The organism is Streptomyces sp. NPDC041796 (genome assembly GCF_055590785.1).
In genome coordinates, this window is the sequence record NZ_JBVJAH010000025.1 from 71,222 (window position 1) to 94,241 (window position 23,020).

Here is a 23,020-nt window from a genome sequence, read left to right on the forward strand (position 1 = left end):
CTCAGCGCTCCTTGGGTGCGACGGGGGATGCGGCGGTGGGTGCGACGGTGGCGGTGATACGAAGATCGGGGCCGATGCGCACGGTCTCGGTGACGTCGAGCCGCAGCGCTTCGGTGAGGGTGGTGATCCCGGCGCCGTCGAGGGCGGCGGGGCCCGCGCCGAGGAGGACCGGGGCGAGATAGCCGACGATCTTGTCGACGGCTCCCGCGGCGACGAACGATCCGGCGAGGACCGGGCCGCCTTCGAGGAGTACGGAGCGGACACCGCGCTCGTGCAGGGCGGCGAGCAGGGCGGGGACGGACAGGCCCTTGCCCGCCCTCGGCAGGCGTACGACGTCGGGCAGGTCCGTCTCGGCGTCCTCGGCGACCGCGACGAGGGTGGGCGCGGCGTCGTCCAGGACGCGGGCGCCGGGCCTGACGGCGGTGGCCTCGGTGTCGACGACGACCCGCAGCGGCTGGACGACGCCCTCGATGCCGCGGACGGCGAGGTGGGGGTCGTCGGCGCGGGCGGTGCCGGAGCCGACGATCACTGCGTCGGCCTCGGCGCGCAGCCGGTGGACGTCGGCGCGGGACTCGGGCGAGCTGATCCAGCGGCTGGTGCCGTCCTGGGCGGCGATGCGGCCGTCGAGGGTGGCGGCGTACTTCCACAGGACGTAGGGACGGCCGAGGCGGACGGCGGTGAGCCAGGCGGCGTTGCCGGCCTCGGCCTCGGCCGCGAGGAGCCCGGCGGTGACCTCGACGCCGGCCGCGCGGAGGGTGTCGGCGCCGCCGGTGGCCTGCGGGTCGGGGTCGCCGACCGCGTAGACGACGCGGGCGATCCCGGCCTCGATGAGGGCCTGGGCACAGGGGCCGGTGCGGCCGGTGTGGTTGCAGGGCTCCAGGGTGACGTACGCGGTGCCGCCGCGGGCGAGAACCCCGGCCTGGCGGAGGGCGTTGACCTCGGCGTGGGGACCTCCGGCGCGCTCGTGCCAGCCGGCGCCGACCTCGTGTCCGGAGGCGTCGCGGATGACGCATCCGACGACCGGGTTGGGGCTGGTGGAGCCGAGTCCGCGGGCGGCGAGCTCGACGGCTCGGCGCATGGCGGCGACGTCGGCCGCGTCCGCCGTGCCGGTCGGGTCCACTGCGGTGGCCACCGGGTCCTCCTGCCTCTTCGGGCGCGGACTCCGGGGCCTGTCGATGACGACAGAGAGCGGGAAGAACACCGTCGCACGGGGGACGCGAGGCCGGGCCACGCGGTCGCCGGACGTCGGCGACCAGCGGACGTACGGCCGGTCGCCCCGAGGAAGGGGTCACCCGCCGCGCACTGCCTCCCATCCGGACTTTCACCGTCGGTCCAGGAATTTCACCTGGTCAACCGGCCACTGGATGCGGCCGGGTCGCGGACTGTAACCGCCGGTTCGGAATTACACCGACCCCGGAGTGCGCTGCTGCTGATACAGGGCCAGTGTGCCACGCCCGGTCGTCACCCATGCGGGCGAAGGCTGTGTCCTGCCTCACAGCCCGACCGAACCTCCCAACTGGTCCAGACCTATTGACCGGCTGGTCTAGTCCTCTTAATGTCTGCGTCACCTCCATGGAGACGGCCCGCCGGGTGTGCGCACGCCAGGGCCCAACACGACCCATCCCCTTGCCTGTTGTGTGCCCCTCAGCCTCCCCGGGAGGAACCGACCGTGCTGTCCCCCACACACAGACGAGCCACGCTGCTCGCGTCCGGCGCCGCCGCCGCCGGTCTGCTGCTCGGCTCGCTCTCCGGTGGCGTCTCGCACGCCGCCACCGACCACGAAAGCTGTCGCCCCGACGGCCTGTACAAGACCTCCGGCGTCGACGTCCCCTACTGCTCGGTCTACGACACCGAGGGCCGGGAGAAGATGGGCGCCGACCACCAGCGCCGCGTCATCGGCTACTTCACCGGCTGGCGCACCGGCAAGGACGGCACACCCGCCTACCTCGCCTCGAACATCCCGTGGGACAAGGTCACCCACATCAACTACGCCTTCGGCCACATCGACTCCGGCAACAAGCTGTCCGTCGGCGCCGACGGCCCGAACAACGCCGCGACCGGCATGACCTGGCCGGGCGTCGCGGGCGCCGAGATGGACCCCTCGTACGGCTACAAGGGGCATTTCAACCTGCTGAACAAATTCAAGAAGCAGCACCCCGACGTCAAGACGCTGATCTCGGTGGGCGGCTGGGCCGAGACCGGCGGGTACTTCGACGACACCGGCAAGCGCGTCGACTCCGGCGGCTTCTACTCGATGGCCACCAACGCCGACGGCTCGGTCAACCAGGCGGGGATCGACACCTTCGCCGACTCGGCGGTCGCCTTCATCAAGATGTACGGGTTCAACGGGGTCGACATCGACTACGAGTACCCGACGTCCATGAAGGACGCGGGCAACCCCCTCGACTACCCGGTCTCCAACGCCCGCCGCGCGGGGCTCGTCAAGGGCTACGCGGCGCTGATGAAGTCCCTGCGCGAGAAGCTGGACCGGGCCGGCGCGGCCGACGGCAAGCACTACCTGCTGACCGTCGCGGCCCCCTCCTCCGGCTACCTGCTGCGCGGCATGGAGACCTTCCAGGTCCAGAAGTACCTGGACTACGTCAACATCATGTCCTACGACCTGCACGGCGCCTGGAACGAGTACGTCGGCCCGAACGCCTCGCTCTTCGACGACGGCAAGGACGCGGAGCTGGCGGCGGCGAACGTCTACGGCAGCCAGCAGTACGGCGGCATCGGCTACCTCAACACCGACTGGGCGTACCACTACTTCCGCGGCTCCATGCCGGCGGGCCGCATCAACATCGGCCTCCCCTACTACACCCGCGGTCACAAGAACGTGCAGGGCGGTACGGACGGCCTGTGGGGCAAGGCCGCCGCGACCACCTGCCCGGCCGGGTCCGGCCTGACCAAGTGCGGTGACGGCGCGGTCGGCATCGACAACCTGTGGCACGACAAGGACGACAACGGCAAGGAGTCGCCGGCCGGCTCCAACCCGATGTGGCACGCCAAGAACCTGGAGAAGGGCGTCCTCGGCGACTACCTGCCGAAGTACGGCTTCGGCGCGGACACCCGGCTGACCGGCACCTACGCCCGCCGCTACGACTCCACGCTGGTCGCGCCGTGGCTGTGGAACGCCGAGAAGAAGGTCTTCCTGTCGACCGAGGACGAGCAGTCGGTGGCCCGCAAGGCCGAATACGTGGTCGACAAGGGCATCGGCGGCACGATGGTCTGGGAGCTGGCCGGTGACTACGGCTGGAACGCGGCCAAGGGCCAGTACGAGCCCGGCTCCACGCTGACCTCGCTGATGTACGACAAGTTCAAGGCGGCCACGCCGTACGGCGCGAAGGTCTCGAACAAGGCGCTGCCCACCAAGGCGGTGAACATCGGGGTCGAGTTCGGCGAGTTCAAGCTCGGCGACTCCAACTACCCGATCACCCCCAAGGTGAAGATCACGAACAACACGAGGACCACGCTGCCGGGCGGTACGGAGTTCCAGTTCGACTACTCCACGGCTGCCCCGGGCAACGCCTCGGACCAGTCCGGTTTCGGCACCAAGGTGATCAGCAGCGACCACACCGGCAGCAACGTCGGCGGGCTGAAGGGTGACTTCCACCGTGTCTCGCTGAAGCTGCCCGCGTGGCAGACGCTGGCGCCCGGCGCGTCGGTGGAGCTGTCGTTCAACTACTACCTGCCGGTGTCCACCCCGTGGAACTGGACAATCGACATCGCCGGCACGAAGTACGCCCTCGCCGGTGACCTGGCACGGGGCACGACGGTGGTGGAGCCGGGCACGGACCCGACCCCGTCGCCGGACCCGACGAACCCGACGCCCACCCCCGGCGCCTGCACCGCGCCCGCGTGGAGCTCGGCCACCGAGTACGGCTCCGGCGCCACGGTGTCCCACAAGGCCCGCACCTGGAAGGCGAAGTGGTGGACGAAGGGCGAGGAGCCCGGCACCACCGGCCAATGGGGTGTCTGGCAGGACCTCGGCGCCTGCTGACCCGGTGACGGGACGGGCCCCGGCGGCGGAGATACGGCCCTTGCCGCCGCCGGGGCCCTTCGGCATGCCCGGGCGCCGACCGCGGTGGGCGGCGGGGCGTAGCGGCTCGGGGCGGGGCGGGGCGTAGCGGCTCGGGGCGGGGCGGGGCGTAGCGGCTCGGGGCGGGGCGGGGCGGGGCGGGGCACAGGTGCGAACCGGGCCGCGGGGGTCAGGGGGCCGCCGGGGCGAACAGCTCGTCCTGGGCCGCGTCGCGGACCGTCAGCAGCGCGCCGCGCAGGACCGCCGCGCCGCCCAGGGCGCTCGCCCGTACCTCGGTGCGCAGCGGGGACAGCGCGTCCAGCCGGGTCTCGACGCGGGCCGCGAGTTCGGCGCCTCCCGCGTGGCCGACCTCGCCGCCCAGCACCACGCAGCCGGGGTCCAGTACGGCGCCGACGGCCGCCGCCCCGAGGGCCAGCCGGTCGGCGAGGGCGTCCAGGAAGTCCTCCGCCCCGGCGGCCAGCGCCTTCCGTACGGCCACCGCGCCGGGCGGCCCGCCGCCCCGCTCGTCACCGGCCTCGATGCCGTGGTCGGCCGCCAGTGAGCGGATCGCCGACGAGCCCGCCAGCGCGTGGAAGCCGCCCTCGCAGCCGGTGGCCGAGGGCAGCGCGCCCGTCCCCGGCACGGGCAGGAACCCGATCTCACCGGCGCCGCCCGACGCCCCGCGCCGCAGCCTGCCGTCCAGCAGGACGGCCGCGCCGACGCCGTGGCCGAGCCACAGCAGGACGAACGTGTCACGGTCCCGCGCGGCTCCCTCACGCTGCTCGGCCACGGCCGCGAGGTTGGTCTCGTTCTCGACGAGGACGGTCGCGGGCAGCCGTTCCTGCAGGACGGTGACGAGCCGCCGGTGCCAGGCCGGGAGCCCTGTCGAGTCGCGCAGCTCGCCCGTGGCCGGGTCGATCAGGCCGGGCGCCCCGATGCCGACGCTGTGCAGCCGCCGTACGCCGGCCTCGGCCACCGTCCGCTCCAGCAGCGCCACCGCGCGCTCCACGGCCGGCTCGTCGGTGTGGCCCTCCATGGGCAGGGAGGCGTCGGCGAGCGTGGCGCCCAGCAGGTCGGTGACGACCACGGAGACGCTGGTGGTGCGGACGTCGAGGGCGGCGAGGTGGGCGCGGTCGGCGACGATCCCGTACAGCCGGGCGTTGGGTCCGCGCCGTTCCGCGCCCGCCTCCCCGACGACCTGGACGAGGCCGGAGCCCTGGAGCCGTTCGACGAGGTCGGCGACGGTGGGACGGGAGAGCCCGGTCAGGGTCTTGAGCTGGCCTGCCGTCAACGGGCCCTGGTCCTGGAGGAGTCGCAGGGCGAGCCGGTCGTTGATGGCCCGTGCGGTGCTGGGCGATGCGGGCATGCCGTGATCCTCTCAGAACTCGTCATACCACCTTATTATCAGGCAAGGTTCCTGATAATTTACCGCCCGGAAACGACGTACGAACGGGGAGGGCCCGTGGCGCAGGACAGGGTGTTCGGCAGGGAGCGGCTGAGGCGGGCGCGGTTCGCCGTGGCCGCCGTCTTCTGCGTCCACGGCGCCGTGACCGGCAGCTTCGCCACCCGTATCCCCTGGATCCAGGACCACGCGGGTGTCAGCGCGGGGCAGTTGGGCCTCGCTCTCGCCTTCCCGGCGCTGGGCGCCTCGGCGGCGATGCCGCTGGCGGGCGCGATCAGTCACCGCTTCGGCGCCCGGGCCGCGCTGCGCGGGCTGCTCGCACTCTGGACGCTGTCGCTGGTCCTGCCCGCCCTCGCCCCCGACGTCTACACCCTGTGCGGCGCGCTCTTCGTCTACGGGGCCACCGCCGGCATGTCCGACGTGGCCATGAACGCCCTGGGAGTCGAGGTCGAGAACCGGCTCGACAAGTCGATCATGTCCAGCCTGCACGGCATGTGGAGCGTCGGGGCGCTGATCGGCTCGGCGACCGGCACGCTCGCCGCGCACCTGGGCACCGACGCCCGGCTCCACCACCTGATCGCCGCGCTCGTACTCACGGCCCTGGGCCTGATCTTCTGCCAGGGCGTGCTGGACCTGCGCAGCGCCCCGGACGAGGAGCCACCGCCGCGCTTCGCGCTGCCACCGAAGTCGGCCCTGGTGATCGGCGCCATCGGGTTCTGCGGGGTGTTCGCGGAGGGCGCGAGCCTGGACTGGTCGGCGGTCTACCTGCGGGACGAGCTGGGTACCTCGGCGGGCCTCGCGGCCGCGTCGACCACCGCGTTCGCCCTGACCATGGCGGTGGCGAGGCTCGTGGGCGACCGGGTCGTGGACCGGTTCGGCGCCGTGCGGACCGTACGCGTCGGGGGCGTCGCGGCAACGGCGGGCGGCGTCCTGGTGGTCGTCGCGCCGCACCCGGCGGTCGCGATGACGGGCTTCGGGCTGCTCGGACTGGGCGTGGCCGTGGTCGTACCCCTCGCCTTCGCGGCGGCCGGGCGCAGCGGGCCGAACCCGAGCCAGGCCATCGCGGGCGTCGCCACCATCACGTACACCTCGGGCCTCATCGCCCCGTCGGCGATCGGCGGGGTGGCCGACGCGACGTCGTTGACCGTGTCGTTCGGACTGGTCACCCTGCTGGCCTTCGGCCTGGTCCTCGGCGCGGGGGTGCTGCGCACGGGGGACCGGACGGCCCGTACGGCGAAGGGCGCGGCGACGGCCGAGAAGAGCCCCCGCTGAGCCGGGCCGGCGGGCAGCGGCGCTCGGGCCGGCGGCAGCGTGGGGGGGCAAGCGGCCGCCGCTCCCCCGGGACCCGGCACGGCGGCGGACGGGGCCGCGACAGTGGGCGGATGCGCGTCGGCATGCTCGGACCCCTGCTGCTCGACGCCGGGACGGGCCACGACGGGTCGGTCGTCCGAGCCTCCGACGGGCCACTGGCGGACCGCGCACAGCGCACTGGCAGGTACGACTGGCCGATTACCATGGCGCCTGGTCTTTTTCGGCCGCTCCCGGCCGGGACCCGGCCGCGCGGCCGTCCCGAACCGGAGAAGTGGAGTCATCCCCCATGAACCTCGGCGTGCGCTGGACCCTGCACGGCGACGGACGGACACCCGCTCCCGGAGCCGTGGTCCGCCCCGACGAGCGGCTGTCCTGGCCCCGGACGGCCGGACTCGGCGCGCAGCACGTGGTGGCCATGTTCGGCGCGTCGTTCGTGGCGCCCGTGCTGATGGGGCTCGACCCCAACCTGGCAATCATGATGTCCGGCGTCGCGACGGTGATCTTCCTGCTCGCCACGCGTGGCAAGGTCCCCAGCTACCTGGGCTGCTCGCTCTCGTTCGTGGGCGTGGCGGCGGCCATCAGGGCGAGCGGCGGGGACAGCGCCACCGTCACCGGAGCGGTCCTGGTGGTCGGGGCCGTGCTGTTCCTCGCGGGGCTCGCGGTGCGGCGGTTCGGCGCGCGGATCATCCACGCGGCGATGCCGCCGATCGTGACGGGCGCCGTCGTCATGCTGATCGGCTTCAACCTGGCGCCGGTGACGGCGTCGACGTACTGGCCGCAGGATCAGTGGACCGCGCTGCTGGTGATGCTGTTCACCGGGCTCGCCGTCGTCTGCCTGCGCGGCTTCTGGTCACGGGTGGCGATCTTCCTGGGGCTGGTCTTCGGGTACGCCCTCTCCTGGGTGCTCGACCTGGTCTTCGGCAAGATCCACTCCCCGCTCGGCGGCGCCGAGGCGGTCGACCACTGGCGCCTGGACCTGTCCGGGGTCGCGAAGGCCGACTGGATCGGGCTGCCGTCCTTCCACGCCCCGGCCTTCGAGTGGTCCGCGATCCTCGTCGCCCTGCCGGTCGTCATCGCGCTGGTCGCGGAGAACGCCGGACACGTCAAGGCCGTCGGCGAGATGACCGGCGACCCGGTCGACGACAAGCTGGGCACGGCCATCGCCGCCGACGGTGCCGCGTCCGTCCTGTCCACCGCCGTGGGCGGTCCGCCGAACACCACGTACTCCGAGAACATCGGCGTCATGGCCGCCACCCGCGTCTACTCGACGGCCGCCTACTGGGCCGCCGCCGGCTTCGCGCTCCTGTTCGGCCTGTGCCCCAAGTTCGGCGCGGTCGTCGCCGCCATCCCCGGCGGTGTGCTCGGCGGCATCACCGTCATCCTGTACGGCATGATCGGTCTGCTGGGCGCGCAGATCTGGATCAACGCCAAGGTCGACCTGCGCAATCCGCTCAACCTCGTCCCCGCCGCGGCGGGCATCATCATCGGCGTCGGCGGTGTGAGCCTGAAGATCACCGACGACTTCGAGCTGGGCGGCATCGCGCTCGGCACGATCGTCGTCATCACCGGCTACCACGTCCTGCGTGCCTTCGCCCCCGCCCACCTCAAGGAGCAGGAGCCCCTGCTGGACGCGGGCACCAGCTCCTACGAGGGCGGCGAGGACGGCGACGCTCAGCCGGTCGCCAAGTCGTAGGCGTAGTCGGCGGAGAACTCCCCGGCCGCGCCCGAGCAGCCGTCCGACTCGCCCGGGAGCTTGATCCACAGATAGGCGTCGATCCTGGACTCACCGGTCCGGGTCGTCGGCGTCCGGCCGAGCGCCCGGCCCGGCGGGTCGCACCACTCGCCGGGCGCCGGGGCCCCATTGCCGTTGCGGCTGGTGTCGATGACGGCGCCCAGGTGGGACGGTCCGCCGAGCTCGGCGAGCACGCGCCGGGCGTAGCCGGCCTCGTCGGCGGTGCCGTGGAAGTTGGACACGTTGGTGAAGATGCCGTCGCTGCTGGTCGCGGCGCCCGCCTCGCGCAGGGCTCCGGCCATCTTCGCCGCCGAGTGCCAGCCGGAGTGGCCCGCGTCGAAGTAGACCTTGGCCTGCGGATTGGCGGCCCTGAGCGCCTTGCCGGCCCGGGCCAGCGAGGCGTACCGGGCGGCCCGCTGACCGGAGGAGAGGCAGTCGGCGAGCGCGATGGAGTCGGGCTCCAGGACGACGATGACCGGCCCGCTGCCGAGCCCGTCGGCGAAGTTCCGTATCCATCCGTCGTACGCGGCCAGGTCCGGCGCCCCGCCCTGTGAGGCGCCTCCGCAGTCCCGGTCGGGGATCGCGTACGGCACGAGGACCGGCACCCGGCCCGCGGCGGCCGCGCCGGAGGTCACGGCGCGGACCCGGCCGGTGATGGCGCCCGGGTCGTACTCGGCGAACCAGACGGCGGCCGGCTGGTCGGCGATCCGCGACTGGATGACCGACCGGCGCGGATCGCCGGGGTTGGCGCGCACCCAGTCGAGCACCTGGGACTGCGGGTGGCGGTAGAGGTCGGCCGACACGGTCCGGGGTGAGGGCGCCTTGGGCGCCTTCCGCTTCTGCACCGAGGGCTTCGGGGCGGGCGGGGCGGACGGCTTCGCCGTGGTGCGCGAGGGCGACGGTGACGGTGAGGCCGGCGCCGACGCCGTGGCCGTGGGGCTGGGCCGCGCCGGCAGCGGCACGTACAGCGCGCTGCTGGACACCTCGGGCCGTGGCCGGGCCGTGTCGTTCTCCTCGCCGCCGGTGGCGGCCAGCAGCCCGCTGACGGTTCCGACGGCGACGACCGCCGACGCGGCGGCCGCCATGGCCTGGCGGCGCGCCGTGCGCCGCCGTTCGACCTGCCGGTCGCGTTCCTTCCGGCGCTGTGCGCGCACGCCTGACACCGTTGAGTTCCCCTCCCCCAGGGTGCTCGCCCGGGCGGATCCTTCCCCCGTTTCGGGGAAGCCCGGCGCGATGACACCACCGAGAGCCTACCTACTGGGACGCTGCCCCCATGGCGCAGATCGAGCAGTTCTCGTCGGCCCCGTCGGCGGTCGGCCCCGTGGTGACGCGGATGCGCGCGTTCCGCGCGCTGTGGCCGGCGACGGACGGGGTGGCGGTCTTCAACCGGGTCTACCTCACCGTCACGGAGGAGATCGAAGGGCGCATCGACGCGGGTGAGTTCGCCGACCGGCGTGCCGCCACCACGCTGGACGTCCGCTTCGCGGAGCGCTATCTCGCGGCCGTCGACGCGGTCGCCGCGGGCGGGCGGCCGCCGGCGTGCTGGCGTCCGCTGTTCCAGTACCGGCGCCATCCCGGCGTACGGCCGCTGCAGTTCGCGCTGGCGGGCATCAACGCGCACATCGGGCACGATCTGGCGCTGGCCGTGGTGGACGCCTGTCGTACGCTCGGCTGCGAACCGGCCGACCTGGAGGGGGAGTTCGACCGGGTGGGCGACATCCTCACGTTGCTGGAGGAGCGCATCCGCGAGGAGCTGATGCCGGGCCCGGACCTGCTGGAGGTCGCCGATCCCCTGACGCACCTGCTGGGGTGCTGGAGCCTGGAACGGGCCAGGGACGGGGCGTGGCTCGCGGCCCGGTCCCTGTGGCAGCTCCACCGGCTGGGCGGGCTGCCGGAGCTGGCCGAGGAGTTCACCGAACGCCTCGACCGCTCCGTGGGGCTGGTGGGGCGGATGCTGCTGACGCCGCTCACACCGTGCGGCGACTGACGGCTCGCACGGTGGGCCCGCCCCCTCCCCCGAGGACCGTCAGTCCTCCGGCAGTTCGACCGGGGCGATCTCGTCGTAGACGTCGCCCGGGCCGGGGTTGGTGGCGTCGGTCGCGCCGCCGAAGTGGTGCATGACACCCCACACGGCGTTCAGCGCGGTCTGCACGGCGCCTTCGGCCCAGCCCGCCGTCCAGGAGATGTCGTCGCCCGCGAGGAAGATGCCCCGCTTGTCCTCGGGCAGCCGGTCCTGCATGAAGTGGGTGAACAGCCGCCGCTGGTAGCGGTAGTGGCCCGGCAGGTTGGCCTTGAACGCGCCCATGAAGTAGGGCTCGTTCTCCCAGGACACGGTCACCGGGTTGCCGATGATGTGCTTGCGGATGTCGACCTTCGGGTAGATCTCGCCGAGCGACTTGAGCATGACCTCCATGCGCTCGTTGGCGGAGAGCGGGAGCCACTTCAGGCTGTCGTCGCACCACGTGTATGACAGGCAGATGACTGCCGGCTTGTCCGGGCCGTCGTCCAGCAGGTAGGTGCCGCGGGTCATCCGGTCGGTGAGCGTCATCGACATCACGTCACGGCCGGTCTCCTCGTCCTTGTCCAGCCAGAAGGGCCGGTCGACCGGGACGAACAGCTTGGACGACTCCATGTAGTGGGTGCGCTCCATCGCCGTCCAGTGGTCGATGGGGAACAGCGAGTCGTCGCAGGCGATCTTGGAGAGCAGCATCCAGGACTGGGCGGTGAAGATCGCCGCCTGGTACGTGCGGATGTCGCCGTTCGCGTCGGTGACCGTGATGCGGTTGCCGGCGGTGCGGTGCAGGCGCGTCACGGCGGGCTTGGGGTCGCCCTCGTGCAGCGACTTCAGCGACGTGCCGAGCGGCCAGTGGACGATCTTCTCCGGCTCGCGCTCCCACAGGCGCAGCGGCAGCTGCTGGGAGCCGCCGACGATGCCGCGGTGGTGGTCGTCGGCCTCGGTGTAGACGACGCGGAGGATCTCCAGGATGGAGTTGGGGAAGTCGGTGTCCCAGCCGCCCGTGCCGAAGCCCACCTGGCCGAAGATCTCGCGGTGCCGGAAGGACTTGAACGCCTCGGACTCGCACAGGAAGCCGTAGAAGGTCTGGTTGTCCAGCTTCTCGACGAGCTTGGCCCAGATCTCGCGGATGCGCGGGACGTCGCGCTCACGCATGGCGCGGTTCATGTCGGAGAAGTCCGCGCCCTCCTCCAGGCACTCGTTCCACGCCTTGGCCACGTCGCGGTAGACCTGCGGCAGGTCGTCGATGGTCTCCGCGTAGTGCGACTCGCCCTTGAGGTCGACGACGGTCGACGGGGTCGACTCGGCGAGGGGGTTGGGGAACGGGCGGGTCTCCAGGCCGACGAGGTCGATGTAGTGCTGGAGGGCGGTCGAGGAGGGCGGGAAGCGCATGGCGCCCATCTCGGCGGTCAGGCCGTCGGTGCCGGTGCCCTCGAAGCCGACGGTGCGCAGCCGGCCGCCGATCTGGTCGGCCTCGTACACGACGGGCTTGAGACCCATCTTCATCAGCTCGTACGCGGCCACGATGCCGGACAGGCCGCCGCCGATGACGGCGACCTCGGTGCCGTGCTCGGTCGCGGGTATCTGCCCGAGCCCGGCCGGGTGGGCCAGGTAGTCGTCGTACGCGTACGGGAAATCCGGACCGAACATGGTGATCGGCGGCTGCGCGTCGGTGTGCTGGACGGCGGTGGGCACCGTGGACGTCATGGGGTACGGACTCCTTGCGGGGAAAGCTGGGGAGGGGCGGAAGCTCAGACGAGGGAGGTGTAGAGGCCGGGGCGGCGGTCGCGGAGGTACGGGTTCGCCTCGCGCGAGGCGGTCAGGAACTCCGGGTCGACGTCGCCGACGACCAGTTCCTCGCCGCGCCCGGCGCGGGCGCGGGCGGTGCCGTCGGGGCCTGCCAGGGCGGACAGGCCGACGAACTCGAATTCGCCCTCGGGGCCGGTCCGGTTGGCGTACGCGACGTAGAGCTGGTTCTCGAAGGCCCGCACCGGGACGACGGACTCGGCGACGACCTCGGCGGGGTGCATCAGGGCGGTGGGCACCAGGAGGAGCTGGGTACCGGCCAGGCCGTGCGCCCGGACGTTCTCGGGGAACTCCACGTCGTAGCAGATCATCAGGCCGACTCGCAGTCCGCCGAGCTCCGCCTGGACGACCGGCCGGTCGCCGGGCGTGAACGAGTCGGTCTCGAAGCCGCCGTAGAGGTGGGTCTTGCGGTAGCTCAGGAGCCGGGTACCGTCCGGGCCGATCAGCTGTGCGGAGTTGTACACCCGGTCGCCGTCGCGTTCGGGGTAGCCGTACGCGATGCCGAGGCCGTGGCGCTCGGCGATGTCGGCGACGGCGTCGGCCGAGTCGCCGTCGGCGGGCTCCGCCAGCCGGCCCACCTCGTCGCCGATCGCGTAGCCGGTCAGGAACATCTCGGGGGCGACCAGCAGGCCGGCGCCGGTGGCGGCGGCGCGGGCGGCGGCCTCGTCGAGGACCTTGAGGTTGGCGGCGACGTCACCGGGCTGTCCGGAGCTCTGGAGCAGGGCGGTGCGCAGCGGCGGCATCGGCAGACCTCTGTCGGGTGCGTGACGGGGTGGGGAGGGCGTCGAGAAGACGTTCAAAACGGTACGGTCCGGTGTTCTTCCGGGACAAGGCGTGACCGTTGCGGACCGGTGAGTGATCCGTTGCGCGGATGCCTGTCCCGGCGGCGATTCGTTGCGTGCCCGTGCGACCGGGGTCGTACGGGACCCTCCGCCGCCCGGCGGAAGCGGGTGACGACCTCGGCGCGATGTGGCCGGGAGGGCCCGCGCGGAACAGTGGTGGGCGTCCGATCACCAGCAGAAAGGGCTCCCACCATGAGCCGTCGTATGAAGATCGCCGCCGCGGGCGCGGCCCTGCTGTTCACCGCCGGGGCCGCCGGCTCCGCCGTCGCCTCCGGGGACGGGGCGGGCGCCGGGCCGCGGGAGGCGGCCGCGCTCACCGGCACGGCGAAGCTGTACCGCCCGGCCGGCGACGACATCACGTTCACCTTCGACGCGCACCTGGCGGCGGAGGACAACATGAATCCGGAGGCGGCGACCGGCACGTTCAGCTTCCGGCACGTCTTCCCGGACGGCACGTCCGGCTGGGCGAAGGCCCGGGTGGACTGCCTGGTGACGGGCGGCAAGGTGGCGGTCGTGACCGGTGTCGTCACCGACTCCGACACCCCGTTCAAGGGCAAGCGCGTGGGGATCTCCGTGCACGACCGGGGCGGGCACGACCGGCTGGGCTACAGCTGGATCGGCAGCGAGCCGGAGGAGACCAGGAAGCTGCCGAAGTGCATGAGCGCCGCGCCCTTCGAGAAGGTCGAGCACGGCAGCGGTGACTTCCGGGTGCTGCCCTGGCAGCCGGAGTACCCGGCGAACTGACTAGGCCGGCGAACCGGACGAGAAGCGCCGCAGCAGCGGCGAGAGCACCAGCACCGACTTGGTGCGCTCCACGAACGGCTCGCCCGCGATCCGCTCCAGCACGCGCTCGAAGTGGCGCATGTCGGAGGCGAAGACCTGGACGATCGCGTCCGCGTCACCGGTGACGGTGGACGCGGCCGCGACCTCCGGGTACCGCTCGAGACCGCGCTGAATGGTCTCGGGCGAGGTGTTGCCGCGTGCGTAGATCTCGATGAAGCCCTCGGTCTCCCAGCCGAGCGCCGCCGGGTCCACCCGGACGGTGAAGCCCGTGATGGCCCCTTCGGCCCGCAGCCGGTCCACGCGCCGCTTGACGGCGGGCGCGGACAGGCCGACGAGCGAGCCGATGTCGGCGTAGGAACGGCGGGCATCCTCGGCGAGGGCGTGGACGATGCGTTCGTCGAGATCGTTCAGTCGCACTACGGGTGGGTCACTTCTCTGCTGTGGCCAATCGGGAGCGGCGCATGCCGTACACGAAGTAGACCACGAGACCCACGGCCATCCAGACACCGAAGTAGAGCCAGGTGATCATGTCGAGGCTGTACATGCTGTAGCCGCAGAACAGGAAGCCCAGGACGGGGAAGACCGGGCCGAACGGCACCTTGAAGCTGCGCTGGAGCTCCGGCTTGGTGTAGCGCAGTACGACGACCGCGATGTTGACCAGCGCGAACGCGAACAGCGTGCCGATGCTGGTGGCGTTGACGAGCTCGCCCAGCGGGACGGCCGCGGCGAGGACGCCGCAGAACAGCGAGACGAGCACGGTGTTGGCGCGCGGCGTGCCGGTCTTGGGGTTGACCTTGCCGAAGACCTTGGGCACCAGGCCGTCGCGGGACATCGCGAACAGGATGCGGGTCTGGCCGTAGAGCACGGTGAGGACGACGCTGGCGATGGAGATGACCGCGCCGGCGGCGAGCAGGGTGCCCCAGAAGCTCTGGCCGGTGACGTCGTTCATGATCGCGGCAAGGGAGGCCTCGGAGCCCTCGAACTTCTTCCAGTCCCAGGCGCCCACGGCGACGGCCGCGACCAGCACGTACAGGGCGGTGACGATGACCAGCGAGAGCATGATCGCCCTCGGCAGGTCGCGCTTGGGGTCCTTGGCCTCCTCACCGGCGGTGGAGGCGGCGTCGAAGCCGATGTACGAGAAGAAGAGGATGGCGCCCGCGGCGGCGACGCTGCCGGTGCCCAGCGGCATGAAGTCGGAGTAGTTGCCGGACTTGAAGCCCATGAAGCCGATGGCGCAGAAGAGCACGAGCGCGGCGATCTTGACGAACACCATGATCGTGTTGGCGCGGGCCGATTCCTTGGCGCCGCCGAGCAGGAAGAGCATCGCGAGGACGACGACGATCAGGGCGGGCAGGTTGAACACGCCGCCCTCACCGGGCGGCGCGGTGAGCGTCGCGGGGAGGGTCACGCCGATGGTGCCGTCGAGGAGCTGGTTGAGGTAGTCGCCCCAGCCGACCGCCACGGCGGCGACGGACACGCCGTACTCCAGGAGCAGGCACCAGCCGCACACCCAGGCGACGAGTTCGCCCATCGTTGCGTACGCGTACGAGTACGAGGAGCCGGCCACGGGGATCGTGCCGGCCAGCTCGGCGTAGGACAGGGCCGAGAAGAGCGCCGTGAGCCCCGCGAAGACGAAGGCGAGCGTGACGGCCGGGCCGGCCAGCGGGACGGCTTCGCCGAGGACGACGAAGATGCCGGTGCCGAGCGTGGCACCGATGCTGATCATGGTCAGCTGCCACATGGAGAGTGAGCGGCGGAGCGAGCCGCCCTCACCCTGGCCACCCTCTGCGACCAGCACGTCCACCGGCTTGCGGCGGGTGAGGGCGGAGAACCTTGACGCCTTGGGGGCGGTCGGCTCGGTGGCGGGAGGGGCTGTGCCTTGGTCCAGCACTGCGGAGGCTCCTTCGTCGCTGCGGGTCGGGGGAGGGCGACCTGCGGCGGTTCGTGGACGTGTCGGGACAGTCCACGGGGGAAGGGAAACCGCCGAGCAGGCGGTCACCGCCACTCCTGGTACGGGGCACGAGCCTAAAGGGCGCGCTTCGCGCTCGTAATGCATCGTTGTTGCGCATCCACGAATGATCATTGCGCGCTTGGGGCACAGACGGGGAAACATTGCGCCCCGCCGCACGAATCGACACATTGGGGGTCCGGGGCAGGCATTTCACCGACCGGAGGAGACCCGTATGACCTGGCAGGATCCGGTGCCCTTTCTGCGCGGTACGGCCTGGCTCGACGACCGCGGCCGGGCGGTGCGCGCCGACCCGGCGCACCTGGCGCGGCTGCCGTGGGAGACCGCCCAGCGGGCCGCGCTGCCCATCGGCGTACGCCTGGAGTTCACGGCCTCGCCGGGCACGCGCGCCGTCCGGATCCGCTACCGCACGGCCGTACCGGAGGGTTCCGGGGAACTGCGGGAACTGGCGCACTGCTTCGCGCTCTGGGAGGGCGACACCTGCGTCCACGAGGTGTTCGGCCACCCCGAGGAGGAGACGGACGTCACCATTCCCCTCCCGGGCGGGCCGGGGCCGTTCACCGTCCACCCACCCGAGAGCCGGGCGCCCGAGATCCTGGGGGTGCGGGCCGTGGGCGGCGTCCTCTCCCCCGCTCCGCCGCGGCCCCGCTGGCTCGTCCACGGCGACTCGATCACGGAGGGCTGGTGGTCCACCCGACCCGCCCACGCCTGGCCCGCCGTCGCCGGGCGTGCCCTCGGGGTGGACACGGTCAACCTCGGGTACGCGGGGTCCGCCCGCGGTGAGCTGTCCACCGCCCAGCAGCTGGCCGCCCTCCCCGCCGGCCTCCTCACCCTCGCGTTCGGCACGAACTGCTGGTCCGGGGTGCCCCACTCCGCTCCGCTGCTGTACGAGACGACTCGTGCCTTCATCACCCTCGTACGCCGGGGGCACCCGGACACCCCCTTGCTGCTGCTCTCGCCGCTGCTGCGTCCCGAGGCCGAGTCCACGGCCAACGCCCTGGGCGCGACTCTGGCCGAGCTGCGCACCGCCATGGAGGAGGCCGTCCGGGACCTGATCGCGGCCGGTGACGGACGGCTGTCGCTGCTGCCCGGCCGCGACCTGCTCGGGCCCGGGCACCTCGCGGACGGCCTGCACCCGGACGACACCGGCCACGCACGGGTCGCCGCCGCCGTCACGGCGGCGGTCCGGGACGAGTCGTGGCTCAGGGGTCGGGCGTTGTCCCGGACTTGAGCCGTCTCGTCACGTACGTGAGCGGCCGTGTCTTGGACGGAAGGGGCCTTGTCCCGGACGGAAGGGGCCTTGTCCCGGACCTGAGGGGAATGACGCGGCGAAGGCGGGGTAGGGGCGCCTCGGTCGGTGACATCGCTTTTCCGGTTCCCGGCTCCCACGATCCGGGTTCCCGCCCAGAAGGAGGTTCTGTCGTGCTGATGCCGCACCCGTCGATGCTGCGCACCCTTGTGGCCAGGTATGAGGAACTGGCCGCCACCGGTGCCGATTCGGCGGACCCGAGGATCAGGCGTCATCGGGAGGACACCGCGTACACGCTCTGCGTGTCCACCGGTACGCGTGACATACGCGACGCGCTGCGCGTGGCCAGAGGGGTGATCGCGGCGGCCGGTGAACCGTCGGCCGTCTCGACGACGTCGGCCTCGGTTTGAGCGGACGGAGAGGGCGGCGACCGGCACTTTCCGGTCGCCGCCCTCACGTCGGCACGGCGGAGTCACTTTTCTTCCCGGCGCCCCCGGTCATTACGATCGAACCGCCGTTGAACATGAGAGACAGGCCGGGCGGTCAATTCATCGATGTTTCCGGCGCCTTGCCGCGGAAACCCGCCCGTCCCGTTTCCGATTGCGAGAGGTGCTTGTGAACACCAGCGAATCGAGCGTGCGGGACCGCCTCTGTGAGGCCCTGCGGGAGCGCGAGGAGGAGATCGCGGACCAGTGGGTCCGGCTCCAGCTGGAGCAGGCGGTGCTCAGTACCGACATGAGTGAGCACGAGGTGCGCGAGGAAGCCGACCTGCTGATCTCCGCCCTCGCCGCGGGCCTGGCCAGCGACGTACCGGTGGAACGCCTGGTGGCGTCGCGCAACGAACTGCGCCAGACGGTGATAGAGCTGTCGCTGCGCCGCGCCCGGGCGGGCGCCTCGCCGACCGCCACGTCGATGGCCGTGCTCTCGCTCAAGGAAGCGCTGCTGTCCGCCGTGCAGCACACCACCCGCGACTCGGCCGAGCTGTTCTCCGCCGCCATCCTGGTCAACCGGCTGCTGGACGCCGCCGGGGTGCTCTCGTTCGAGACGTACGTGGAGGGCCGCGAGGAGATCATCCAGCGGCAGAGCCGCCAGCTGCTGGAGGTCTCCACACCGGTGGTCCGCCTGTGGCGGCACGTCCTCGCCGTACCTCTGATCGGCACGCTGGACACGGCACGTACGCAGGTGGTGATGGAGAGCCTGCTGCAGGCGATCCAGGACAACGAGGCACAGGTCGCCATCATCGACATCACCGGTGTGCCGGCCGTCGACACCGCGGTCGCCCAGCATCTGATGCACACCGTCAACGCGGTGCGGCTGATGGGCGCCGACTGCGTCATCAGCGGGATCCGGCCGCCCATCGCGCAGACCATCGCACAGTTGGGCATCGATCTGTCGACCATCCTGACCCGCGCGACGCTGGCCGACGCCCTGGCCGCCGCAATCCGGCTGACCGACCAGCCCGCGGTCGGTCAGGACGCCGTCGGCCAGGACGCCGGCACCGCCCGGCCGGTGACCGCGTGACGGCCGCTCGCGCCACCGGCGTACCGATCCTGCGGCTCGGCGACGTACTGATCACCGGGCTGCTCAACGAGCTGGACGACCAGTCGGCGGTGGCCTTCACCGACGAACTCACCGAGCGGATCGCCGGCGACGGCGCCCGGGGCGTCCTGATCGACATCTCCCGGCTGGAGATCATCGACTCGTTCGTGGCGCGCACCCTGATGGAGCTGACCACCATGGCCCGACTCCTCGGCGCCCGGGTCATCGTGGCCGGGATGCGGCCCGCGGTCGCCATCACCCTGGTCGAGCTGGGGCTGCAGCTGACCGGCGTCGAAACCGCCCTCAACGCGGAGCAGGGCCTGACCGCGCTCGGCTGGCACCGCCTGCCCCAACCCACGGGGGAGGTCCGACGTGACGCTCCACGGTGAACGGGTGGCGACACCGGGCTCCGAGCTGATCGCCCAGCGCTCCCCCTCGGCCGGTTCCACGGTCGGTTCCCCTGTCGGTTCTTCGGCCGGTTCCCCGGTCGGATCCACTGTCGGTTCTTCGGCCGGTTCCACCGTCGCGCCCGGCCGGTCAGGCGACAGGTCAGGCGCACCGTCCGGCACGTCCGGCGGCGACTCCGCCGACCACGAGGCACCCACCGGGCGCCATGGTGCGGGGTCGCGCTACAACGTCAACTCGGAGGAGGACCTGCTGACGGTACGTCACGCCGTACGGGCCGCCACGGTGGAGGCCGGTTTCGGTCTCGTCGACCAGACCAGGATCGTCACCGCCGCCAGTGAGCTCGCCCGCAACGCGTACGTCCACGGGGGCGGCGGCTCGCTGGAGATCGAGATACTGACGCGGTCCGGGCGCAAGGGCCTGCGGCTGACGGTCCGCGACGACGGCCCGGGCATCCACGACCTCGACGAGGCGCTCACCGACGGGTTCACCACCGGCTCGGGGCTCGGTCACGGATTGGGCGGCGCACGCCGGCTGATGCACGAGTTCGACGTCCACAGCGGGCCCGGTGAAGGGACCACGGTGGTCGTAGCGCGCTGGAACGACCGCTGATGGGTGCACCGATGTCCGTCACCGCCCACATCCGGGTGGACCACTACAGCGCCGTCCAGCTTGCGGCCACCACCGCCCGCCGGACGGCGCTGGACCAGGGGCTCGCGGGCGCCCTGCCGGACCAGGCGGCCGTGCTCGCCAGCGAGTTGGCCGGCAATGTCGCCAAGCACGCCCAGAACGGCTCGCTGTACATTCAGCCGCTGCCCCTGCGCACCGGCGTGGAGATCCTCGCCGTCGACCGGGGCCCGGGCATGGCCGACCTGGAACGGTGCCTCACCGACGGGTACACCACCAGCAGGACGCTCGGCTCCGGACTCGGCGCGGTACGCAGGATCGCGGACGAGTTCACCGTGCGTACGAGGGAGGGCGCGGGCACCGTCGTCTCCGCCCGCCTGGGCGTACCGGGCGCGAGTCCCGCCGACGGGACGGGCGGCGTGGGGGCGGTGCGCGTACCCGCCGACGGGGAGAGCCTCTGCGGGGACTCCTGGGGCCTCGCGGTCACCGGGGACGTGCGTACCGCTCTCGTCGTGGACGGGCTGGGCCACGGCCGGCTCGCCGCCGAGGCGGCCGAGCTGGCCGTGCGCGCCTTCCACCGCGACCCCGGTCGGCCGCTGCCCCAGCTGCTGCACACCATGCACCGTGCCCTGCGGCGCAGCCGAGGAGCGGCGGTCGGGCTGCTGCGACTGTCGGACCAGGGCATCGAGCAGTGCTCGGTGGGCAATGTGCGCACCCTGCTGCTGGGGCACGACGGTGTCCGCCGGCGCTTCGGGGGCCAGCCCGGGGTCGTCGGCTGGAACATGCCCGAGCCCCGGGTGCAGCGGGTCCCCGCGGAACCGGACGCCATCGCCCTGCTGCACAGTGACGGCATCGACGCCCGCTGGACGCACACCCTGACCCCGTTCCTCACCGGGCTGCCCGCACCGCTGCTCGCCGGTGCCCTCGTCCACGAACACCGGCGCAGCCGGGACGACGCGACCGTCCTCACCCTCGGCCCGGCGCGGAGAGAGCCATGAAACCGCAGATCACGACCCTGCACTCGCTGGCCGGGCTGCGCAGCGCCCTGCGCCGCCTCGCCCACCGTGCGGGCCTGCCCGTCGAGCTGCGCTACCGGCTCGCGCTGTCGGCGACCCGGGTGGCCGGCCCCGAGCTCGCGGCCGGCCGGCCGGTGCTGCTGGAGACGGTGCCGCCACAGCCGGCCGAGCCGTCGGAGGAACGGTCCGAGGGCCCGTCGGACGACCGGCCGGACGGTCCGGCCGAGGGGCGGCTCGTCGTCCGGCTGCACCTGCCGCACGCGCCGCGCCGTCCGTCGCTGGAAGGGCTCCCGCTGCCCGCGGAGCGGCTGCCCGGCACGGCCGCCGTGTGGCGCGTCCCCGTGCCCCTGCCGTCCGCCACGGAACCGTGCAGGGACGATCCGCCGGGTCTGGTCGAGCTGCTGGAGGAGGAGCTGAGCGCGGCCGTCGACCGGGTGGACGCGCTCGCCGAGGACCACCAGCGGCTCAAGCACGAACTGGCCGAGACGAACAGCGGCGTGCTGGCCCTGTACGTCCAGCTGGAAGAACGCGACGAACAGCTGCGCCAGGCGCACGGGCGGATACTGCGCCAGCTGGAGGACGCCCTGCGCCCGCCGCCGGTACGGGTGGCCGGCCTGGAGATGGCGGTCCACTACGAACCGGCGGAGAAGCACGCCCCGACGGGCGGCGACCTGTACGACTGGTTCGTCCTGCCGGACGGCACCGTGCACATCACGGTGGTGGACGCCCTGGGCCACGGACTGACCAGTACGCGCAGCGCGCTCAACGTCACCCACGCGGTCCGCACCCTCGCCCTGGAAGGCCACCCCCTGGAGTCGATCGTCGCCAGGACCGACGAGGTCCTCGCGACCTTCGACCACGAGCTCATGGCGACCGTGCAGCTCGTCCGGCTCGATCCGGCCACCGGGGAGCTCGTGCTGGCGAACGGCAGTCATCCGCCGGCCCTCCTCGTGCGGGAGGACGGCGAGTCGTCCCTGCTGGAGGTACGCGGGCGGGGCATCGGCTTCCCGCTGCCCGGCAGCGAGCGCCTGCTGCGCGACCGCCTCGACCCCGGCGACCTGCTGGTGCTCTACACGGACGGGCTGACCGAGAGCCGCCGCGACCCGCGCGAGGGCGAGCAGCGGCTCGCCACGGCGGCCCGGCGCCACCGCCACCGCCCGATAGAGGAAGTCCCGGCGGCCATCGCGGACGAGATGCACACGGTGATCCTCCACCCGGACGACACCGTCGCCCTCACGGTACGGCGGGTGGGAGGCTGATCCTCGCCGGGTCCGTGGTTAACGCACGAGGTCTGGGTATGCGAGCGGTGATGAATGAAGGAGCCGCTCGTGGTTGTCATGATTTCGCCGTACGCCGACTGCGCCTCGGCCCGTGATACGGCCGCGCGTTTCGTGGCCGAACACTGCCCGTGGGCGGACCTGGACGCAGTGCAGCTGGTCGTCAGCGAGCTGACGGCCAACGCCCTGCGCCACACCGACGGCTGGTGGCGATTGCGGCTGTGCGCCGACCGGGGGGAGCTGGCCGTGGAGCTGGACGACTCCAGCCGGACCGTCCCCGAGGCGCGTGCGCCGGACTTCACGGGCGGTGGCGGCGGTTTCGGCTGGCCCATGGTGCAGAGCCTGGCCGGACGTGTGGAGGTCCGCCCCACCTCGACGGGCAAGACGGTGCGCGCGGTCTGGTCCCACGCCCCGGAAGCGGCCTGACCGGCCTCTGCCGACCGGCACCACTGAACCGAAGCCGGCCGGCGGGGACCGTACAGTCCGGTCCCGCCCACCAGAAGTGCGCCGATGCCGAAGAGGGCGCCGCCGCACCGACCGGGCCGGACGCGCCCGGCCCGGGACGCGTCGCACATCCGCCGTCCAGCCGACCGCATGTCTACGGGCCCCGGCCGGGCCTGTCACCGTCGACGGCCGCCCGCTCCCCGTGCCGTTTCAGAGCCCCCGCCCGCCGGGCCGAGAAACACCCCGAAGCGCGTTCGCCGACCGGGCGGCGCCCCCGGCGTCCGCCCACCCGGGGCCTGGATGGAGCCCCGGGTGACCCGTCGCCCGGGACCTGGATGGAGCCCCGGGTGATCCGTCCCCCGGTACACGCACAGAGCCCCAGACGGCCCGTCGCCCGGGACACCGACGGCAGCGCCCCAGACGGCTCGTCGCCCGGGACGTGACGAAGCCCCGGGCGAACCGTCGCCGGGACGCCGACGCCTCACCGGCACCGGGGGGGGGGGGGGGGGGGGGGGGGGGGGGGGGGGGGGGGGGGGGGGGGGGGGGGGGGGGGGGGGGGGGGGGGGGGGGGGGGGGGGGGGGGGGG

At 72.6% G+C, this 23,020-nt stretch carries 20 protein-coding genes and 1 riboswitch; of the genes, 13 read left to right on the plus strand and 7 right to left on the minus strand.

The window, feature by feature from the left end; genetic code table 11:
- Position 1: 1 nt before the first annotated feature.
- The gene (gene ribD / locus ACZ6C1_RS33955) at positions 2 to 1,078 is read right to left on the minus strand and encodes a bifunctional diaminohydroxyphosphoribosylaminopyrimidine deaminase/5-amino-6-(5-phosphoribosylamino)uracil reductase RibD (RefSeq protein WP_469246414.1); all 1,077 of its coding nucleotides are present in this window, start codon (positions 1,076 to 1,078) and stop codon (positions 2 to 4) included.
- A 217-nt stretch (positions 1,079 to 1,295) separates the two neighbouring features.
- Positions 1,296 to 1,426: riboswitch (FMN riboswitch) on the minus strand.
- Between the two features lie 243 nt (positions 1,427 to 1,669).
- On the opposite strand from ribD, the gene ACZ6C1_RS33960 reads away from it, so the two are divergent.
- A complete protein-coding gene (locus ACZ6C1_RS33960) occupies positions 1,670 to 4,000 on the plus strand; it encodes a chitinase C-terminal domain-containing protein (protein WP_469246381.1) in 2,331 nt (776 codons plus the stop codon).
- Between the two features lie 208 nt (positions 4,001 to 4,208).
- Here the strand turns inward: ACZ6C1_RS33960 and ACZ6C1_RS33965 are convergent, their stop codons facing one another.
- Positions 4,209 to 5,384 (minus strand): ROK family transcriptional regulator, encoded by a 1,176-nt coding sequence (locus tag ACZ6C1_RS33965; RefSeq protein ID WP_469246382.1) that lies wholly within the window; start codon positions 5,382 to 5,384, stop codon positions 4,209 to 4,211.
- 96 nt (positions 5,385 to 5,480) lie between these two features.
- Here ACZ6C1_RS33965 and ACZ6C1_RS33970 point away from each other — a divergent pair, with 96 nt between their 5' ends.
- Complete coding sequence (locus ACZ6C1_RS33970) at positions 5,481 to 6,692, plus strand: MFS transporter (RefSeq protein WP_469246383.1); 1,212 nt, start codon at positions 5,481 to 5,483, stop codon at positions 6,690 to 6,692.
- Positions 6,693 to 7,017: 325 nt separating this feature from the next.
- The gene (locus ACZ6C1_RS33975; protein WP_469246385.1) at positions 7,018 to 8,424 is read left to right on the plus strand and encodes a uracil-xanthine permease family protein; all 1,407 of its coding nucleotides are present in this window, start codon (positions 7,018 to 7,020) and stop codon (positions 8,422 to 8,424) included.
- Here ACZ6C1_RS33975 and ACZ6C1_RS33980 read toward each other — a convergent pair.
- Positions 8,403 to 9,626 carry a glycoside hydrolase family 6 protein gene (locus ACZ6C1_RS33980; RefSeq protein ID WP_469246387.1) on the minus strand — a complete coding sequence of 408 codons (1,224 nt, stop codon included), beginning with the start codon at positions 9,624 to 9,626 and terminating at the stop codon, positions 8,403 to 8,405. The genes ACZ6C1_RS33975 and ACZ6C1_RS33980 overlap by 22 nt on opposite strands.
- Positions 9,627 to 9,736: 110 nt before the next feature.
- Here ACZ6C1_RS33980 and ACZ6C1_RS33985 point away from each other — a divergent pair, with 110 nt between their 5' ends.
- Complete coding sequence (locus ACZ6C1_RS33985) at positions 9,737 to 10,450, plus strand: DUF5995 family protein (RefSeq protein ID WP_469246389.1); 714 nt, start codon at positions 9,737 to 9,739, stop codon at positions 10,448 to 10,450.
- A 39-nt stretch (positions 10,451 to 10,489) separates the two neighbouring features.
- Here ACZ6C1_RS33985 and ACZ6C1_RS33990 read toward each other — a convergent pair whose 3' ends face one another.
- Together ACZ6C1_RS33990 and ACZ6C1_RS33995 are read right to left on the minus strand one after the other, a co-directional pair.
- Positions 10,490 to 12,184, minus strand: coding sequence for a flavin monoamine oxidase family protein (locus ACZ6C1_RS33990; protein WP_469246392.1), 1,695 nt, complete (start codon positions 12,182 to 12,184; stop codon positions 10,490 to 10,492).
- Positions 12,185 to 12,228: 44 nt separating this feature from the next.
- On the minus strand, positions 12,229 to 13,026 hold the full coding sequence (locus tag ACZ6C1_RS33995; RefSeq protein ID WP_469246393.1) for a carbon-nitrogen hydrolase family protein: 798 nt from the start codon (positions 13,024 to 13,026) through the stop codon (positions 12,229 to 12,231).
- 291 nt (positions 13,027 to 13,317) lie between these two features.
- Between ACZ6C1_RS33995 and ACZ6C1_RS34000 the strand changes: the two genes are divergently transcribed.
- Positions 13,318 to 13,869: a hypothetical protein gene (locus ACZ6C1_RS34000; protein WP_469246395.1), complete on the plus strand. Its 552-nt coding sequence runs from the start codon at positions 13,318 to 13,320 to the stop codon at positions 13,867 to 13,869.
- On the opposite strand, the gene ACZ6C1_RS34005 is transcribed toward ACZ6C1_RS34000, so the two are convergent.
- Positions 13,870 to 14,325, minus strand: a complete 456-nt coding sequence (locus tag ACZ6C1_RS34005) for an Lrp/AsnC family transcriptional regulator (RefSeq protein ID WP_064067061.1) — start codon at positions 14,323 to 14,325, stop codon at positions 13,870 to 13,872.
- 10 nt (positions 14,326 to 14,335) lie between these two features.
- Positions 14,336 to 15,799, minus strand: coding sequence for an amino acid permease (locus tag ACZ6C1_RS34010; RefSeq protein WP_469246398.1), 1,464 nt, complete (start codon positions 15,797 to 15,799; stop codon positions 14,336 to 14,338).
- Between the two features lie 292 nt (positions 15,800 to 16,091).
- Between ACZ6C1_RS34010 and ACZ6C1_RS34015 the strand changes: the two genes are divergently transcribed.
- The 8 genes from ACZ6C1_RS34015 to ACZ6C1_RS34050 all read left to right on the plus strand — a co-directional run bounded on the left by ACZ6C1_RS34015 (position 16,092) and on the right by ACZ6C1_RS34050 (position 22,416).
- Positions 16,092 to 17,108 carry a GDSL-type esterase/lipase family protein gene (locus ACZ6C1_RS34015; RefSeq protein ID WP_469246399.1) on the plus strand — a complete coding sequence of 339 codons (1,017 nt, stop codon included), beginning with the start codon at positions 16,092 to 16,094 and terminating at the stop codon, positions 17,106 to 17,108.
- 197 nt (positions 17,109 to 17,305) lie between these two features.
- Positions 17,306 to 17,536 carry a DUF5133 domain-containing protein gene (locus ACZ6C1_RS34020; protein WP_469246417.1) on the plus strand — a complete coding sequence of 77 codons (231 nt, stop codon included), beginning with the start codon at positions 17,306 to 17,308 and terminating at the stop codon, positions 17,534 to 17,536.
- Between the two features lie 205 nt (positions 17,537 to 17,741).
- Positions 17,742 to 18,647 (plus strand): STAS domain-containing protein, encoded by a 906-nt coding sequence (locus ACZ6C1_RS34025; RefSeq protein ID WP_469246401.1) that lies wholly within the window; start codon positions 17,742 to 17,744, stop codon positions 18,645 to 18,647.
- Complete coding sequence (locus ACZ6C1_RS34030) at positions 18,644 to 19,054, plus strand: STAS domain-containing protein (protein WP_469246404.1); 411 nt, start codon at positions 18,644 to 18,646, stop codon at positions 19,052 to 19,054. The genes ACZ6C1_RS34025 and ACZ6C1_RS34030 overlap by 4 nt, the downstream gene beginning before the upstream one ends.
- A 265-nt stretch (positions 19,055 to 19,319) precedes the next feature.
- Positions 19,320 to 19,682 carry an anti-sigma regulatory factor gene (locus ACZ6C1_RS34035; RefSeq protein ID WP_469246418.1) on the plus strand — a complete coding sequence of 121 codons (363 nt, stop codon included), beginning with the start codon at positions 19,320 to 19,322 and terminating at the stop codon, positions 19,680 to 19,682.
- The gene (locus ACZ6C1_RS34040) at positions 19,682 to 20,695 is read left to right on the plus strand and encodes an ATP-binding protein (protein ID WP_469246406.1); all 1,014 of its coding nucleotides are present in this window, start codon (positions 19,682 to 19,684) and stop codon (positions 20,693 to 20,695) included. Before ACZ6C1_RS34035 ends, ACZ6C1_RS34040 begins: the two co-directional genes overlap by 1 nt.
- Positions 20,692 to 21,972, plus strand: a complete 1,281-nt coding sequence (locus tag ACZ6C1_RS34045) for a PP2C family protein-serine/threonine phosphatase (RefSeq protein WP_469246408.1) — start codon at positions 20,692 to 20,694, stop codon at positions 21,970 to 21,972. The genes ACZ6C1_RS34040 and ACZ6C1_RS34045 overlap by 4 nt, the downstream gene beginning before the upstream one ends.
- Positions 21,973 to 22,050: 78 nt before the next feature.
- On the plus strand, positions 22,051 to 22,416 hold the full coding sequence (locus ACZ6C1_RS34050; RefSeq protein ID WP_469246419.1) for an ATP-binding protein: 366 nt from the start codon (positions 22,051 to 22,053) through the stop codon (positions 22,414 to 22,416).
- The last annotated feature ends 604 nt before the right edge of the window (positions 22,417 to 23,020 follow it).

Bases quoted from the DNA above. Each gene is read 5' to 3' on its own strand.
- ACZ6C1_RS34020 (WP_469246417.1), top strand. From the start codon at position 17,306: ATGCCGCACCCGTCGATGCTGCGCACCCTTGTGGCCAGGTATGAGGAA.
- ACZ6C1_RS34040 (WP_469246406.1), top strand. From the start codon at position 19,682: ATGGGTGCACCGATGTCCGTCACCGCCCACATCCGGGTGGACCACTAC.
- ACZ6C1_RS33985 (WP_469246389.1), top strand. From the start codon at position 9,737: ATGGCGCAGATCGAGCAGTTCTCGTCGGCCCCGTCGGCGGTCGGCCCC.
- ACZ6C1_RS33990 (WP_469246392.1), bottom strand. From the start codon at position 12,184: ATGACGTCCACGGTGCCCACCGCCGTCCAGCACACCGACGCGCAGCCG.
- ACZ6C1_RS34000 (WP_469246395.1), top strand. From the start codon at position 13,318: ATGAGCCGTCGTATGAAGATCGCCGCCGCGGGCGCGGCCCTGCTGTTC.
- ACZ6C1_RS33965 (WP_469246382.1), bottom strand. From the start codon at position 5,384: ATGCCCGCATCGCCCAGCACCGCACGGGCCATCAACGACCGGCTCGCC.
- ribD (WP_469246414.1), bottom strand. From the start codon at position 1,078: ATGCGCCGAGCCGTCGAGCTCGCCGCCCGCGGACTCGGCTCCACCAGC.
- ACZ6C1_RS34045 (WP_469246408.1), top strand. From the start codon at position 20,692: ATGAAACCGCAGATCACGACCCTGCACTCGCTGGCCGGGCTGCGCAGC.
- ACZ6C1_RS34015 (WP_469246399.1), top strand. From the start codon at position 16,092: ATGACCTGGCAGGATCCGGTGCCCTTTCTGCGCGGTACGGCCTGGCTC.
- ACZ6C1_RS34050 (WP_469246419.1), top strand. From the start codon at position 22,051: ATGATTTCGCCGTACGCCGACTGCGCCTCGGCCCGTGATACGGCCGCG.
- ACZ6C1_RS33975 (WP_469246385.1), top strand. From the start codon at position 7,018: ATGAACCTCGGCGTGCGCTGGACCCTGCACGGCGACGGACGGACACCC.
- ACZ6C1_RS33995 (WP_469246393.1), bottom strand. From the start codon at position 13,026: ATGCCGCCGCTGCGCACCGCCCTGCTCCAGAGCTCCGGACAGCCCGGT.